At 64.2% G+C, this 13,313-nt stretch carries 14 protein-coding genes, 1 tRNA gene and 1 pseudogene; 6 read left to right on the top strand and 10 right to left on the bottom strand.

Going from position 1 to position 13,313, the window contains the following annotated elements; genetic code table 11:
- Positions 1–10: 10 nt before the first annotated feature.
- Both J7I79_RS08595 and J7I79_RS08590 read right to left on the bottom strand, forming a co-directional pair.
- Entirely contained in the window at positions 11–409 is a 399-nt protein-coding gene (locus J7I79_RS08595) for a 6-carboxytetrahydropterin synthase (protein WP_214952273.1), read from the bottom strand.
- 3 nt (positions 410–412) lie between these two features.
- Complete coding sequence (locus J7I79_RS08590) at positions 413–1,417, bottom strand: zinc-binding alcohol dehydrogenase (protein ID WP_214952271.1); 1,005 nt, start codon at positions 1,415–1,417, stop codon at positions 413–415.
- Positions 1,418–1,521: 104 nt separating this feature from the next.
- On the opposite strand from J7I79_RS08590, the gene J7I79_RS08585 reads away from it, so the two are divergent.
- Positions 1,522–1,611: transfer RNA gene (locus J7I79_RS08585), tRNA-Ser, on the top strand.
- Between the two features lie 271 nt (positions 1,612–1,882).
- On the opposite strand, the gene J7I79_RS08580 is transcribed toward J7I79_RS08585, so the two are convergent.
- The 3 genes from J7I79_RS08580 to J7I79_RS08570 form a co-directional block, all read right to left on the bottom strand.
- Complete coding sequence (locus J7I79_RS08580; RefSeq protein ID WP_214952269.1) at positions 1,883–2,086, bottom strand: hypothetical protein; 204 nt, start codon at positions 2,084–2,086, stop codon at positions 1,883–1,885.
- Positions 2,087–2,089: 3 nt separating this feature from the next.
- Positions 2,090–2,245, bottom strand: a complete 156-nt coding sequence (locus J7I79_RS08575) for a hypothetical protein (protein ID WP_214952267.1) — start codon at positions 2,243–2,245, stop codon at positions 2,090–2,092.
- A gap of 547 nt (positions 2,246–2,792) precedes the next feature.
- Positions 2,793–3,287, bottom strand: coding sequence for a hypothetical protein (locus tag J7I79_RS08570; protein WP_214952265.1), 495 nt, complete (start codon positions 3,285–3,287; stop codon positions 2,793–2,795).
- A 272-nt stretch (positions 3,288–3,559) separates the two neighbouring features.
- Between J7I79_RS08570 and J7I79_RS08565 the strand changes: the two genes are divergently transcribed.
- Together J7I79_RS08565 and J7I79_RS08560 are read left to right on the top strand one after the other, a co-directional pair.
- The gene (locus J7I79_RS08565; RefSeq protein WP_251042560.1) at positions 3,560–4,105 is read left to right on the top strand and encodes a hypothetical protein; all 546 of its coding nucleotides are present in this window, start codon (positions 3,560–3,562) and stop codon (positions 4,103–4,105) included.
- A 219-nt stretch (positions 4,106–4,324) separates the two neighbouring features.
- Positions 4,325–4,846: a hypothetical protein gene (locus tag J7I79_RS08560; protein WP_214952263.1), complete on the top strand. Its 522-nt coding sequence runs from the start codon at positions 4,325–4,327 to the stop codon at positions 4,844–4,846.
- A gap of 67 nt (positions 4,847–4,913) precedes the next feature.
- Here the strand turns inward: J7I79_RS08560 and J7I79_RS08555 are convergent.
- Both J7I79_RS08555 and J7I79_RS08550 read right to left on the bottom strand, forming a co-directional pair.
- Positions 4,914–5,497: pseudogene (locus tag J7I79_RS08555) on the bottom strand (dihydrofolate reductase family protein).
- Between the two features lie 64 nt (positions 5,498–5,561).
- Positions 5,562–6,338, bottom strand: a complete 777-nt coding sequence (locus J7I79_RS08550) for a type 1 glutamine amidotransferase domain-containing protein (RefSeq protein WP_214952260.1) — start codon at positions 6,336–6,338, stop codon at positions 5,562–5,564.
- A 545-nt stretch (positions 6,339–6,883) separates the two neighbouring features.
- Here J7I79_RS08550 and J7I79_RS08545 point away from each other — a divergent pair.
- The 3 genes from J7I79_RS08545 to J7I79_RS08535 all read left to right on the top strand — a co-directional run bounded on the left by J7I79_RS08545 (position 6,884) and on the right by J7I79_RS08535 (position 9,081).
- Entirely contained in the window at positions 6,884–7,393 is a 510-nt protein-coding gene (locus J7I79_RS08545) for a hypothetical protein (RefSeq protein WP_214952258.1), read from the top strand.
- Positions 7,394–7,876: 483 nt separating this feature from the next.
- On the top strand, positions 7,877–8,182 hold the full coding sequence (locus J7I79_RS08540; RefSeq protein ID WP_214952256.1) for an NIPSNAP family protein: 306 nt from the start codon (positions 7,877–7,879) through the stop codon (positions 8,180–8,182).
- A 308-nt stretch (positions 8,183–8,490) separates the two neighbouring features.
- Positions 8,491–9,081 (top strand): adenylate kinase, encoded by a 591-nt coding sequence (locus tag J7I79_RS08535; protein WP_214952514.1) that lies wholly within the window; start codon positions 8,491–8,493, stop codon positions 9,079–9,081.
- Here the strand turns inward: J7I79_RS08535 and J7I79_RS08530 are convergent.
- From J7I79_RS08530 to J7I79_RS08520, 3 genes are read right to left on the bottom strand one after another with little or no spacing between them, the layout of a single operon-like run.
- On the bottom strand, positions 9,078–10,538 hold the full coding sequence (locus J7I79_RS08530; RefSeq protein ID WP_214952255.1) for an amidase: 1,461 nt from the start codon (positions 10,536–10,538) through the stop codon (positions 9,078–9,080). The two genes, J7I79_RS08535 and J7I79_RS08530, sit on opposite strands and share 4 nt — an antisense overlap.
- On the bottom strand, positions 10,535–11,767 hold the full coding sequence (locus tag J7I79_RS08525) for a M20 family metallo-hydrolase (RefSeq protein ID WP_214952253.1): 1,233 nt from the start codon (positions 11,765–11,767) through the stop codon (positions 10,535–10,537). The genes J7I79_RS08530 and J7I79_RS08525 overlap by 4 nt, the downstream gene beginning before the upstream one ends.
- A 44-nt stretch (positions 11,768–11,811) precedes the next feature.
- Positions 11,812–13,218, bottom strand: coding sequence for an MFS transporter (locus tag J7I79_RS08520; protein WP_251042558.1), 1,407 nt, complete (start codon positions 13,216–13,218; stop codon positions 11,812–11,814).
- Between the last annotated feature and the right edge of the window lie 95 nt (positions 13,219–13,313).

The raw sequence follows: 13,313 nt of genomic DNA, 5'->3' as shown, positions 1-13,313 counted from the left end.
GGGCATGTGCTTACGCGGCGTTGAAGTCGAGCGCGAACGAGGCCCAGGCGTCGGGGTTTTCCCGGAGGGTGACGTCCAGTCCGGCCAGTTCCCGCCCGTCCTCACCGTCGCGGACCTTCGCGGCGACGGCCTCGGCGATGTACTGCGCGAGGGCCTCGGTGGTGCTCAGCTTCCCGGCAAAGTCCGGGTGCTCGTCGAGGTTCTTGTAGTTCAGGCCGGCCAGCACTTCCTCAATGAGCCCGCCGGCCGCACCGATGTCCAGGACGATGGCGTCGTCGTTCAGCGCCCGACGGCGGAAAGTCACCTCCGCCACGAACGTGGCCCCGTGCAGGCCCTGGGCGGGCCCGAAGGCTTCGCGCGGCAGGCTGTGGGCAATCATGAAGTGGCGGCGGACGGTCAGGCTGAACAAGGGCTACCTCTTGTCTTCGGCGGGGTATTCAATGACGTGGCAGAGCGCATCCAGGCGGCCGTCGGCCAGGTCATGGACGACGGCGGGAAGTTCCGCAAACGGGGAGGATCCCGTGAGGAAGGTGTCGTAGACGGGATCGCTGAGCAGGGACACGGCGAGCGCCAGGCGGTCGGCGTTGGTCCGGCGGTGGCGGCGCGAGCGGGCCACGACCCCCACCTGGCTGGCACGGATGGAGAGCCGGCGGGCGTGGAAGTCCTCCCCCAGCGGGATGGTGACCTTCCGGTCGGCGTACCAGGACATCTCGATGACGTCCCCTTCATCGCCCACCAGCTGCAGGCTCCGTGCGAGGCCCTCCTGGGAGGCCGAACAGTGGATCACGATGTCACAGTCCGCAAGGGCGTCGTCGGGGTGCGCGAATTCGACGCCGAGTGCTTCGGCGAAGGCGCGTTTCGCCGGATCGACGTCGATCAGCTGGAGCCGCTGCAGCGGAAAAGTGCGCAGCAGGGTGGCCACCATGCCGCCGACCAGGCCGGCGCCGACAACGGCCACGCGGTCGCCCAGCCGGGGCCCGGCTTCCCACAAGGCATTGACGGCGGTTTCCACGGTTCCCGTGAGCACTGCCCTGCGGGCCGGGACGTTCTCCGGGACCACGGTCAGGGACTCGACCGGGACAACGTAGCGGTCCTGGTGCGGGTGCAGGCAGAACACGGTGCGCCCCACCCAGTCCATGGGGCCCGCCTCCACGGTTCCCACGGAGAGGTAGCCGTACTTCACCGGCGATGGGAAGGAACCCTCCTGCAGGGGCGCCCGCATTTGTTCGGCAACCCGGGGCGGCACGTTGCCGCAGTGGACCACCGTTTCGGTGCCCTTGCTGATGCCCGAGTAAAGGGAACGGACCAGCGCTTCGCCGGGGCCCGGCGCGGGCAGGTCCTCGCTCCGGAGTTCGCCTTTTTCGTGGCCGACGGTCCAATAGGCCTTGGCTTGGGAGCGCTGCTGGGAATTGATCATCTTGCTTACGAATGTAGTCCCCGGCGCGGGCGCGGGGAAGACATCTGACACCGGCGCGCCCTCGTTTTGGGAAGCGAGCCATGCTCCGGTAACCTATTCAGGTTGGTGACGTGTCCGAGCGGCCGAAGGTGCAACACTCGAAATGTTGTTTGGTGTCAAAGCCAACGTGGGTTCAAATCCCACCGTCACCGCCAAGTAGCAAGGCCCCTGCTTCCCTTATAAACATAAGGGAAGCAGGGGTTTTGCTTTGCCCGGGAATGCGCCCCGCAGTAACGCATTGGGCCAGGCCCGCCAGCATGAGAATTTGTTTCGGGGACAACGGTGAGCCAACCGGTGATGTCCAGGAGGACCGGCGCTCAGCTTCCTCGCCGGGAAATGCCGGTGCAATACCGGTTCTGTCACCGATCGTTTGGCATGCTCCCTCCAGTACCCCCAATTCTTCGGCGACCAGGCGCAGCGCCTCTTCTACGGCCATGTCGGATCACGAAGGTCAAGGCGCACGTTCACCCCTTCAAGCATGTTGCGCACCCGTCCTAACTCTCCCGCCACACGGGCAACGGACTGAATGAGCTCCGGGAAAGTGCACTCGATCGCTGCGGGCAACGCCTTGGACAGTTCTGGTGCCTCGGGGAACTCCCAGTGGCGGACGTACTTGTAGGTGCGGGTCACGTCCTAGGAGAGATCACCTTCCGGGTCCTGATTCGGGACTTCGGCGATGAAGTTCATCACAGATTTGTCCTCCACTGCTGCCATCTCCCACATGAGGAGCGTGAGAAGATCTTCCCGTGGGAGCGAGCCTTCTCGGTGTGCATCAAGGGCATATTTCATACGTAGGAACCCTGCGTCCGGAGTTTCTTGCATAGCCCAAACCATAGCCACTTCGAAGTGCCTCTTCAGCACTTCCAACCAACACCGATTCGTAAGAAAAATGTTCAGGCCATGCGTTGTTATAGTCGTTTACGAGTGGAAAGACCCGTTCCAGCCATGACCCTACAGGCCGACGCGATATAGGCTTACTGGGCTGATAAACCAAAAGAATTGCGCAAAATCTACCCGTGCGGTTATTTGATTTCTTCTTAGACCCCTTGGGTGTGTCGCTTACACGTGAAGTCGGGTGTGCACGTGGTTGACGCCGGCGCCAACGGCTAAAAGTTCGGTCCGCGTGTGGCCCACACACGGTCCAGACTGATCCCCGGTGTCAATGAGCGGCGAGCTTCTCGTGGTCGATGTTTACTGCGCTTTTGCGGCTCACTTCGTCAGTCAGGTCGTCGGTGTTGCGCAGCAGATGCTCGGGGCAATCCACCGTGACCAGTTCGCGGTTCCAACGACGGTGGCGGGGTATCCATCTGACTTTCCCGACCCGCCATCTCCGCAGTCAGTATCCGTAGTGATTGACCACGATCTGCACTGTGGAGTTGTCATCCCCGGGTCCGTAGTCGTGCACCGAGATGCGTACGTTCCAGCCGTCAATAATTCCGACAGCCCGGCAGTCCAGTCCACCTGCGTTGAACCGCGGGTTCCTCTCGCACTTTTCCAGCTCCTGGGGAACCAGGCTGACCTGGTGGATGTATTTCTCCAGGTCGCCTTGCTGGTACGCCTGATGGCTGGCCCATCTGTAGGCATATTGGGAACATGGGCCATCCAGTGGGATGCACACGGCGGCAGCCACCGGGGGCTGGGTTTCCAAGTTCTCCCATCCCGGATTGGTTTCAAGGCGATCCGCGATCGACTTGAGCTCGGCGATGATCTGGCCGCTTTTCCAGGACGCCCAGACGAAGAAGGCGGTGAGACAGACAGCCAGCCCGGCCAGCACAGCAAGCCAGACTTTGCGGCGGCGGCTCATTCTCTTTGGTATTCCGGTGACCCCCATGAGAACAGGGTAGTCAGGACCAGGCAGCTGCACTACGCGACCGTAAGCATTTCATTGAAAGCCGGCCGCGAGGCGTGGCGGCCGTCACCCTCTATTCTGCGCCTTGCCGATGTGCCTCAAATCCGAGGACGCATTTGCGTTTAGACTTTGCCGGGATAGGGCCGAACAGGCCGTTCACATACTGGGGGAAATATGCTTCGTCGTACCATCAGCGCGTCTTTGCTCATGCTCGCAGCCACCTTGGCATTCCGCGCCCAAGGCATGTAGCCGAAATGTCGACAGCGCAAATCATAAACATCTCCATCACGGTATTCACGACTGTGTCCATTGCCGCGATTGCCTGGTGGGCGCGGAAGCACCCCAACCGGTCCAAGGAGTACCCGGAACAGGTTCGTATGCCGAAGGTGCTTTTGATCTTTGGCTGGCTCTGCGTGTCCGTGGGGCTCCTCATGGGTCTGTTCGCCTTCACCACAGCCCGCGCACCTCTTGGTGCCCGTATTGCTTCGGTGGCGATTCTCCTGGGCGGGATGGCATTCGTCGCGATGTACCGCAACTTTTACGTGGCTCCGCGCGCCTATGAGGTGGCCTTCCGCAGCGTGCTCGGCAAGGAACACCTGATTGCCTATAGCGACATCGCGCACTACAGCGTGGGGACGTTGAGAGGTCAGCAGTTCCTGACAGTGAAATCCGTTCACGGTGTCAAACTCAGCCTGAACATGAGTGCTTACGACATGACTCCATTGCTGCGGGCAATTGATTTCCGCGAGGTCACAGGCCGCTGGCCTGTCAGAACCGAGGTCGCTGTGCACGACATGTAGCGCAGCGGCTACGCTGGGAGGCAGAGAAGCTTAGGATGTTCCTCTAAGAAATGGCGGGCCTTGTTCCTTCGGGAAGAAGTGCCCGCCAATTCTCATTTCACTGCGCTGCTGACTGCTGGCTGGCAGGCGCTTCTCGGCGAACTCTCTAGTTTTGGGTCACCAGAGAATTTGCGAACTGCCTGGTCCCCGTTTCAGAGCGGGGGCCCCTAAGCTCGGTCCATGCCCGAAACCGCAGAAAAGCCCGTCGCCGTTCGCGCGACGGCTTTCATCCGACCCTCAAGGTGGCTGAACCGCCCGGTGCGCCTGGTCCGCCACGACGCCTACTGGGCGGATGGTCGCGTGGACTTCGACGTGAGCCTTTCGAAGATGATGTACCGGGGATTCCCAGCGGACTTCGCAGCCATCGACGAGAGCGTGCACGCCCACTGCCCGGAAGTAGGAACCGGCCGGTGGGTGGACGACTTCGGCAGGGTCGTCGAGGGACCCAGCGAGATTAATCCGAACCCGCCTGGAAACCGTGGAGGAGAGCGGCGGAAGTATGGGGTTTCGAGATATGGGTCAAACACGAAGGCTAACCGCGCGTGGCGCCTCGGCCGCGGAGTAGCCGGCCTCGGCCTCGGCGTTTTTCTCACCACCGGACCGATAAGTGACGGGATCGCCGGTTTCGTGGGAGTTATATTCTGCGCCGGCGGCCTGGCTTCGCTCGCGGGCTTCATCCCCGGCAAACACCGATGGTGGTGAGTCGCACGTCCACGGTGAGGTGATCTGCTCTGTTTCCGGAGGCCGTCACTTCAGGAGGCCGGCAGCGTTAGCTGACGCGGCGATAGCGGATGTGGGTGGCCAGCGGGGAGTGCAGCACCTCGGCGGGTTCGAAGCCGAAGGATTCAACCCCGCCGAAGATGCGCTCCCCCGAACCGAGCAGGACCGGTGCGATGTCGAGGGTGAGCTCGTCGATCACGCCGGCGATCAGTGCCTGTCGGACGGTCGAAGCCCCACCGGCGATGTCCACGCCTTTGTCCCCGGCAGCCTGGCACGCTGCGGAGTAGGCCGCGTCGAAGCCCTCGGTAACGAAGTGGAACGTCGTCCCGCCGTCCATTTGGATCGGGTCATGTCCGTGATGGGTCAGAACGAATACCGGCGCGTGGTACGGCGGTTCGGCTCCCCACCACCCGGTCCATTCCTCATCCCAGTCCCCGCGGATAGGGCTGAACATATTCCGACCCATCACATACGCGCCCCGCGGGCGCATGAGCCACTCGTTCGCAACCTTGTCGGCATCGTTGGCTCGCGGGTCGCCGATGTGCCAGCGGTGCAGCTCCGCCCCCGCTTGCCCAAGGGGTCCTCGCGGCTTTGGTCCGGCCCGGCGACAAAGCCGTCCAGCGAGATCGACATGTGGCAGGTGGTGTCCGGCACCGCGAACCTCCTAAGTGATTGCGACTTGCATGCGGTGTTGGTGTTAGTGCTCCGCTTCTGCGGCAGCCTTCTTGGCGTTTTTCTCAGCGTCCTTCTCGGCGCGCAGCGCCTCCGCATCGTGCTGTTCCTCGGCCTTTTCCTTGTGGATGACCTCTGCCAGGAGCTTCTCCATCTCCTTGGCGACGCCGGCCGCTGACGCCGGGTTCTGGCCGGTCACCAGCCGGTCGTCCACCACGACCTTCTCTTCAAAGACACCAGCGGAGACGTGGGTAGCGCCCTGTTCCTCAAGCCGGTCGGCCAAAAAGAACGGGATGACCTTGTCCTTCCCGGCGGCAACCTCCTCGTCATTGGTGAAGGCAGCGACCTTCCTGCCCTCGACCAGCCGAAATCCGTTGGCCAACTCGACGTTCAGCAGTCCGGCCGGCCCGTGGCAGACAGCGCCCACCACGCCGCCGGCGTTGTAGACGCTGGCTACGAGGTTCTGCAAGCCTTCGCTGTCCGGGAAGTCCCACATGGCGCCGTGGCCTCCCACGAGATAGACGGCGTCGTACTGTTCGGGATCAACGACGTCGACGCGGGCCGTGTTGTAGAGACCGGCGCGCGTGGTTTCGTCCTCCGTAAAGGCAACCTGGATGGGATCTTCTGAGTCCACCTCGTCGCGCGGCGGCTTGCCGCCTTGGATGGACGCAAAGTCGACGAAATGCCCTGAATCCTTGAAGACCTTCCAGGGATGTGCGGCCTCGGCCACGTTGTAGCCGGTCTTCTCTCCGGTATCGCCGATCTCGGAAACGCTGGTCAGTACCATGAGGATTTTCTTCATGAAGTGCTCCTATCGTCTAAATTCCACCCTACGCCTAGCCCAAACTCAGGTCTTCCCTTCCCTTGATAGACATGGCTCTGCCTCATTTTTCGTTAGGGTGATGGCTATGTGCACGGCAGCGGGCCGGTGATTCACCGGCTCCTGAGGTCGCATCGTGTTGGTGGCGCGACGCCTTCGCGCGCCTTCGGACATCGGACCATCATGAACACGACTCTTCCCGCCCCCGCCACGGCAATGGCCGCCCTGCTGCCGGGCAGAGTCCTAATCGGCACCAGTGTCGTTGACCCGCGCGGCGCCGAGGTCGCAGCCTTGCCATAGCCCACGAGCCTGCTGCCGTACACATGAAAACCAGACTAGGCCGCAGGTGCGATTCCTGTGGACCCATCCATCCCGGGCCGAGCATGGCCCCTTATGAGAACGGACGTTGCGGACATATGGCCGAGGCCGAACCGAAACCCCATCCAGACCTGCCCAAGTACTGGTACGGGACTGGAGGGTGGAGCAAAGAGGTTGTCGTCTACGCCTACACTCGTGAGGAGTGGGGCTTGGGAGGCCACAGTGCCAGCGAATCCGCCAACATGGCCAACAGCTTTGTTGGCCAGAGCCTCGTTGCCCTGCTGATGACGGTCCCCGCTATCCTGGCCCCTCTCGGAATACTCTTCGGGATCCTCGCCCTGATCATGTCCTTTCCCGATCCGGGGGAGATGGGTATGGGCTTGATCATCATGCTGGGCTCCGCGGTATGCGCCGTCCTCTTCACTGGCGGCTGGCTCATGAGCGTCCGTTCCCTTCGCGATGAACTCCGTGCCCGCAAGCTCCGCAAGCCCAAGGGACTGCCCAAGCCTCTCTACGCCGTCACCGACGATCAGGCACGCAGATGGTTCGAGCAGCATTCCGGAACCCTTGAAATCACCCGGGAGAACTTCCCGAACAGTACCTACCCCTTTCCCGGAGAGCCGGGATATTTTCGAACCCAAGAGGACCGACCATGGTTTCTGACCGTGGGCGTGAGCGGCGCAAAGATGCCGTGTACGCCGAACACAAGAGGGCTGTAGCGGCCGGTGAGAAGCGTGTTCTCCGCAGGACCAGCACCGGCGAGCTGCACAGCTACCCAGGTGATGAGATCGGCTTCACGCCCGGCCGCGGCCAGGCCCAGGTCAGCACCTAGTGGGGCATGGGGATCCTCATGGTCTTTTCAGCATGCATGTTCATCGCCATGTGTTGGCTGTTCGTCGACATTGATCTCCTGGATCTGGGTCAGGAACATCCCGACCGGCCCGACACGTCCCGATAGGATTCGTTCCGATGTTCAACCAAGATATGCAGTTCCGCAGGCCTGACGGCACCCTGTATGACCCGAGCAGCTTCAGCGTGCGCCGGCACCGGCGCAGCAGGGCACCGCGGCACCAAGGGGAGAGGCAGTCCCAGCGAGGACGGGTCTTCAAATACGGTACCAATCACTCTAAGTATCAGGAGTGGTAGCGCGGTATAAATCCGGGCGAGCCGCCGGCACGCCCCCTAACGAAAGAGGACCATCCGTGATCACAGTGCACCTTCGATATGAGATCGATGCAAGCAAGCTCGCTGACTTTGAAGAATATGGACGGCGGTGGATCCGTCTCGTCAACAGGCTGGGCGGAGAGCATCACGGCTATTTCCTTCCGAGCGAAGGTGACAGCGACGAGGCCTTCGCCCTGTTCACCTTCCCGTCACTCGCCGACTACGAGAAGTACCGATCGGCGGCGGCTGTGGATCCCGAGTGCATCGATGCCTACCGATTCGCGACGGAAACAAACTGCATCCGACGGTACGAGCGAAGGTTCCTCTCACCCATGTTCGAATAACTTCTAGTGGTGATGGGACCTGGCGCGGATGATCCCGGCAGAAAGCCCCGCAGCGGCTATCAGGGATCCAAGCATGATGGCTACGCCTGAGAAGTAGTCAGTGATCGTCATTTCGGTACACCTTCCATCTAGTGGTGTACCGAAGCTACCCACGCAAACCCTGTCCCCGCGCAGGATCGCCGAAGGATTTGCTCACAATTGGGACACGGAACAGGCGCTGCGCCCCGGTCCCTTGTGCTGATGTCTCCCGGCGGACACCATGTAGGGACACCTTTCAACGGCGCCAAGGAGTGGTCTCACCGATGCGAATGCTGATCATGGGCCCTCCGGGGTGCGGCAAGGGCACTCAAGCCGAACGTTTGTCCCGGCACCTCGGCGTCAACGGGGTCTCAACCGGGGACGTCTTCCGCGAGCATGTGAAGAACCTGACGCCGTTGGGCCGTGACGTCGTGGCGCATCTGGACGCCGGCGACTTCGTTCCCGACAGCCTGACCAACCGCATGGTGCGGGACCGCCTGAGCGAGGATGACGTCCGGGACGGGTTCCTCCTGGACGGGTATCCACGCAATGCGGCGCAGCAGGCCGAGCTTGACACGATCCTTGCCGCCAACGGGCAGGCCCTGGACGTTGCACTCCAATTGACGGCCGACGATACCGAGCTGGTCAACCGGGTGCTCCGCCGCGCCACCCTGACCGGGCGCAGCGACGATACCGAGGACGTGATCCGGCACCGCCTGGAGCTCTACTACCGCGAAACCGAGCCGGTGGCCTCGGCGTACTCACAGCGCGGGATCCTGCTGAGCGTCGACGGCATGGGCACGGAAGATGAGGTCTTCGGCCAGCTACTCGCAGCACTCCGGGAGTCCTTCCCCTCAGCTGTGCCCGATTCAGCCCCTTAGGCCATCGCCAGGATCCCCGGCCGCCGTGCGGCCCAGGGCCGCACCGCTTCCACGGCCGCGCCCACTGTGAACACCGCGGCGTCGTCGTACGGGTGCCCGACAATTTGCACGCCCGTGGGGATCCCGCAGTCCGCCATGCCGCTGGGTACGGCCAGCACCGGGCAGCGGTTGGCGATGTTGAACGGCGCCGTCATGTGGCCCTGCCAGTAGTGCTCGAGCTGTTGCCCGCCGGCGTCGATCCCTTCAAGGTACATGCCGTCGGCATCCAGTGCGGCGACGGCGGACGCGGGGCAGACCAGGGCGTCGAAACCGGCCATGGCGGCAGCCAGCTCGGCCTGCAGGCGGGTCTCGGCCCGGATGCCGTCAACAAAGCGGTTCTCCTCGGCTGCCCGCCTGGCATCCGCCATGAAGCGGCGTGTGTAGGGGGCCAGGAGTTCGGTTGAGCCCTCGGTCTCGTCCTCCATGGCCGGGCCCAACAAGTACCCGAAGTGTGTGAACATCGTGCGGCTGATGGACTCCGTGGTCCACGGGAGTTCGATCTCCTCGACAACGGCCCCGGCGTCCTGCAAAGCCGCAGCGACCGCGCGGGTGTTGGCCTCGACGTCGGGCGCTACGGGGTAGTTCCCGACGCGGATGCACAGGGCGATCCTCATCCCTGCGACTGATGCCGCCGCGACGGAAGAACCGCCGTCGTGCGTCTCCAGTCCCGACACCGCAAGCCCGGGCGCGTCCGCGAGAGAGGTGTGGTCCCCCGGGTGCCGTCCGGCCATGACATTGGCCAGCAGGGCGGTGTCCGCCACGGTCCGGGCCATGGGCCCGTCGCCGCGGTAGTGGTCAGCGGCCAGCGGCGCCAGGCCGGGGATCCTCCCGTACGGCGCTTTGTAGCCCACCGTTCCCGTGAACGACGCCGGCAGACGGGTGGAGCCGGCGATGTCCGAGGCCGTCGCCAGCGGAGCCAGCCCGGCGGCCAGAGCGGCCCCGGAACCGCCCGAGGATCCTCCTGGCGAGAACTGCACGTTCCATGGGTTCCGGGTGACTCCCCATAGCGGGCTGTGGGTGACCGTCGCGCAGCTGTACTCGGGAGTGGTGGTGCGGGCGTGGATGATGCCGCCCGCACGCCGGATCCGGTCGACGACCGGGTGGTCCTCCGCCGCCAGCTCGTCCTTCCTGGCCACGAGTCCCTGTGAAAGCGTCCGGCCCTTGAGTCCGTGCTTTTCCTTGGCGGCCACCGGCAGGCCCAGCAGCGGGGTGATGTCCCTGCCGCGGGCGTATCTGGCGGCGGCCTGCCGGGCTGCGGGCAGTGCTTCTTCAAAGAGCGTTTCCGTCAGGGCGTTGACTTCCCCGTTGACGGCCTCCGTCCGCGCAATCACGGCCTCCATCAGCTCCACCGGGGAAAGCTCCCGGGTGCGGAAAAGCCGCAGTGCCGTGGCGGCGTCGAGGTAGTGCAGCTCCGTCATACGAGGGCCCCGCCGACGAGCTCCCGGGTCACACCGGTCAGCATGTCCACTCCCGCCACCATGTCGGCGTCGGTGGTGAATTCACGTTCGCAGTGCGAGACGCCGTCCACGCTGGGAATGAACAGCATGACGGACGGCGCCACCGTGTTCATGGCCACGGAGTCGTGGCCGGCCATGGTCCGGATCCGCCGGGCGGAGAGTCCCAGGTTGGCTGCCACCTTGTCCGCCAGCTCCAGGCCGGACTCGGGGAAGCGGCGGATGGGCCGGATGTCGAAGTCCTTCACGTTGACCTTGATGTCGTGTTCACGGGCCAGCACGTCGATCTTCTCCAGCAGGGTGGTCCGGGCGGCCTTGACGATCTCCGGATCCCCCGAGCGCAGGTCCGCCACGAGGTGCACCCTGCGTGCCACCACGATCGGGGAGTTCGGTTCCAGGGTCAGCTGGCCCACGGAGGAAACCAGTGCCTCGTCCGCGAAGTCACCGGTGACGTCGTGCACCATCAGGATGATCTTCGACGCCGCCACCAGGGCGTCATGCCGGTCCGCCATGGCGGTGGCGCCCGTGTGGGACTGCTCCCCCAGCACCTCGATGTCCAGCTTCTGCGTGTACCAGCTGCTGTCCACCAGGCCGATGTCGATGCCTTCCCGCTCGAGGATCCGGCCCTGCTCAATGTGGATCTCCGCGTAGCCCGCGACGTCCGGGCCCTCGGCGGCGCCCAGGTATCCGATGCGGTCCAGGGCCTCACGGACGGTGACGCCCTGCAGGTCCCGGACATCGAGCATCCGCTCCCGCTCCAGCAGGCCGGCGAAGACCGAACTTCCCATGATGCTCGGCGCGAACCGTCCGCCCTCCTCGTTGAACCAGTTCACCACCGCAAGGTTGAAGCGGGGCACTGCTCCGCCCTCCGCAACCTCGGAAGCCAGCCGGCGGGCCGCGTGCAGGGCGGCGATCACGCCGTAGGCGCCGTCGAAGCGGCCGCCAAGCGGCTGGCTGTCCAGGTGCGATCCGATCAGCACGTACGGTGCGCCGGGAGCCCACTCCAGCAGCCCGAACATGTTGCCGATGCCGTCCACCCGGAGTTCCCAGCCGGCGTCGTGCACCCAGGCGGCGAACCAGTCGCGCGTCTGCGCGTCCTCCGCGGTGGCCGCCTGGCGGTCAACGCCGTTGTTCGTTGTGGCGCCGATGGTGGCCACGTGGTGGAAGTCGGAGAGAAAAGCTGCTGAATTCATGGGAAGTCCTTTGTGTATTGCTGTGAAGAGGGCGGATGGCGGGCTTAGCCCATGCGTCCGCGGGTCTCGGGCACCTTGGTGAACAGCACCAGGAGGAGTACGACGGCGGCAGCGGCCGCCATGTAGAAGCCCGGCGCGTGCGGCACTCCGGTTCCTCCTACGAGGGCGGTGCCGATGAACGGGGCGGTGCCGCCGAAGAGGGCGTAGGCGCCGTTGTAGCTGATGGCCGCTGAGGTGAAGCGGGTGCGCGTGGTGAAGATCTCGACGAAGAAGGTGTAGCAGCCGCCGCCGTAGATGCAGAGCGCCACCACGAAGAGGGACTGTCCCAGCAGTGCCAGCGGCAGGCTGCCGCTGGTAACCAGCATGAAGCTCGGCACGGACAGCACGGCGAGGGCCAGCGAGCCAGCGATGAGCATCGGCTTGCGGCCGAAGCGGTCCCCGAGGCGGCCGCCGATCGGAAGGAGGATGGCGTAGAGGGCAAGTGCTGCGGCGTTCACCATCAGCGACTGTTCGCGGCTGAGGTGGCCGGTGGTCTGCACGTAGGAAACGAAGTAGGCCGAGAGGAAGTAGAAACCCATGGCTGTCAGGCCCATCACGAAGATGACCTGCACCATGCGGAGGCGGTTCTCGCGGAAGGCCTCGCGGACGGGGCTGAATTCCTTGGTCCGGGCTGCCTTGGCCTCGTTGAACGCGTCGCTTTCCACCGTGCGGCTGCGGATCCACACCCCGAACAGGGCCAGCGGCAGGGCGAGCAGGAACGGCAGGCGCCAGCCCCAGGCCATAAAGGCTTCGTTGGGCATCGACTGGCTGAGGACCAGGATCATGGTGCCCGCAACCACGGAGGGCAGGGCGGTGGCGGCGATGGTGATGTTGAGCCAGAAGCCGCGCTTGCTGACCGGGGCGTGCTCGAAGACGAACGACGGAGCACCCACGGATTCACCGCCGGCCGAGAAGCCCTGGATGAGGCGGCAGAGCACCAGGAGTGCAGGGGCCCAGGCGCCGATCTGGCCGTAGGTGGGCAGGAGCCCCATCAGGGCGGTCGCACCGCCGATGGCAACCAGGGTGATGGTCAGGACGCGCCGCCGGCCGATCCTGTCGCCGAGCGCGCCGAAGAACAGGCCGCCGATGGGCCGGACCACGAAGGCGACGCCAAACGTGGCGAAGGTGGCCAGCAAGGCAGCGACGGGGTTGCTGCCGGGGAAGAACAGCTGCGAGAAGATCACGGCAGTGAGGCCGTAGAGGGTGAAGTCGTAGAACTCGATGAACTGGCCAATGCTTCCACCCAGCAGGACGCGCTTCTGCATCTTGGTGGTGCCCGGCTGCCCGGCTCCGGGGCGGGCGGCGTCCTTCTCGAGCGTCGCAGCGCCTGGGCCGGCGGGTTTCATTGAGGACGTGTTGCGGCCGGACTCCGCGGCCGGCTGCGGCTGGTTCTTGATATCGTTGATGGTCATGTGAGCCACACTAGGTTTGCCGTGTTTCCGGTACCCGATGCCGCGTTACGGGCATTTGAAGAATTTTTTACGGACGTTGCCGCGCTGTTGCCGTG

It is taken from the genome of Arthrobacter sp. ISL-69 (genome assembly GCF_018613775.1).
GTDB lineage: Bacteria > Actinomycetota > Actinomycetes > Actinomycetales > Micrococcaceae > Arthrobacter.
The sequence above is the reverse complement of the archived record's forward strand: the minus strand, read 5'-3'. Positions and strand labels throughout refer to the sequence as shown.

Excerpts from the sequence above, each read along its gene's own strand:
- J7I79_RS08530 (WP_214952255.1), bottom strand. The coding sequence starts at position 10,538 with ATGACGGAGCTGCACTACCTCGACGCCGCCACGGCACTGCGGCTTTTC.
- J7I79_RS08525 (WP_214952253.1), bottom strand. The coding sequence starts at position 11,767 with ATGAATTCAGCAGCTTTTCTCTCCGACTTCCACCACGTGGCCACCATC.
- J7I79_RS08575 (WP_214952267.1), bottom strand. The coding sequence starts at position 2,245 with ATGAAATATGCCCTTGATGCACACCGAGAAGGCTCGCTCCCACGGGAA.
- J7I79_RS08570 (WP_214952265.1), bottom strand. The coding sequence starts at position 3,287 with ATGGGGGTCACCGGAATACCAAAGAGAATGAGCCGCCGCCGCAAAGTC.
- J7I79_RS08535 (WP_214952514.1), top strand. The coding sequence starts at position 8,491 with ATGCTGATCATGGGCCCTCCGGGGTGCGGCAAGGGCACTCAAGCCGAA.
- J7I79_RS08550 (WP_214952260.1), bottom strand. The coding sequence starts at position 6,338 with ATGAAGAAAATCCTCATGGTACTGACCAGCGTTTCCGAGATCGGCGAT.
- J7I79_RS08520 (WP_251042558.1), bottom strand. The coding sequence starts at position 13,218 with ATGACCATCAACGATATCAAGAACCAGCCGCAGCCGGCCGCGGAGTCC.
- J7I79_RS08560 (WP_214952263.1), top strand. The coding sequence starts at position 4,325 with ATGCCCGAAACCGCAGAAAAGCCCGTCGCCGTTCGCGCGACGGCTTTC.
- J7I79_RS08565 (WP_251042560.1), top strand. The coding sequence starts at position 3,560 with ATGTCGACAGCGCAAATCATAAACATCTCCATCACGGTATTCACGACT.
- J7I79_RS08590 (WP_214952271.1), bottom strand. The coding sequence starts at position 1,417 with ATGATCAATTCCCAGCAGCGCTCCCAAGCCAAGGCCTATTGGACCGTC.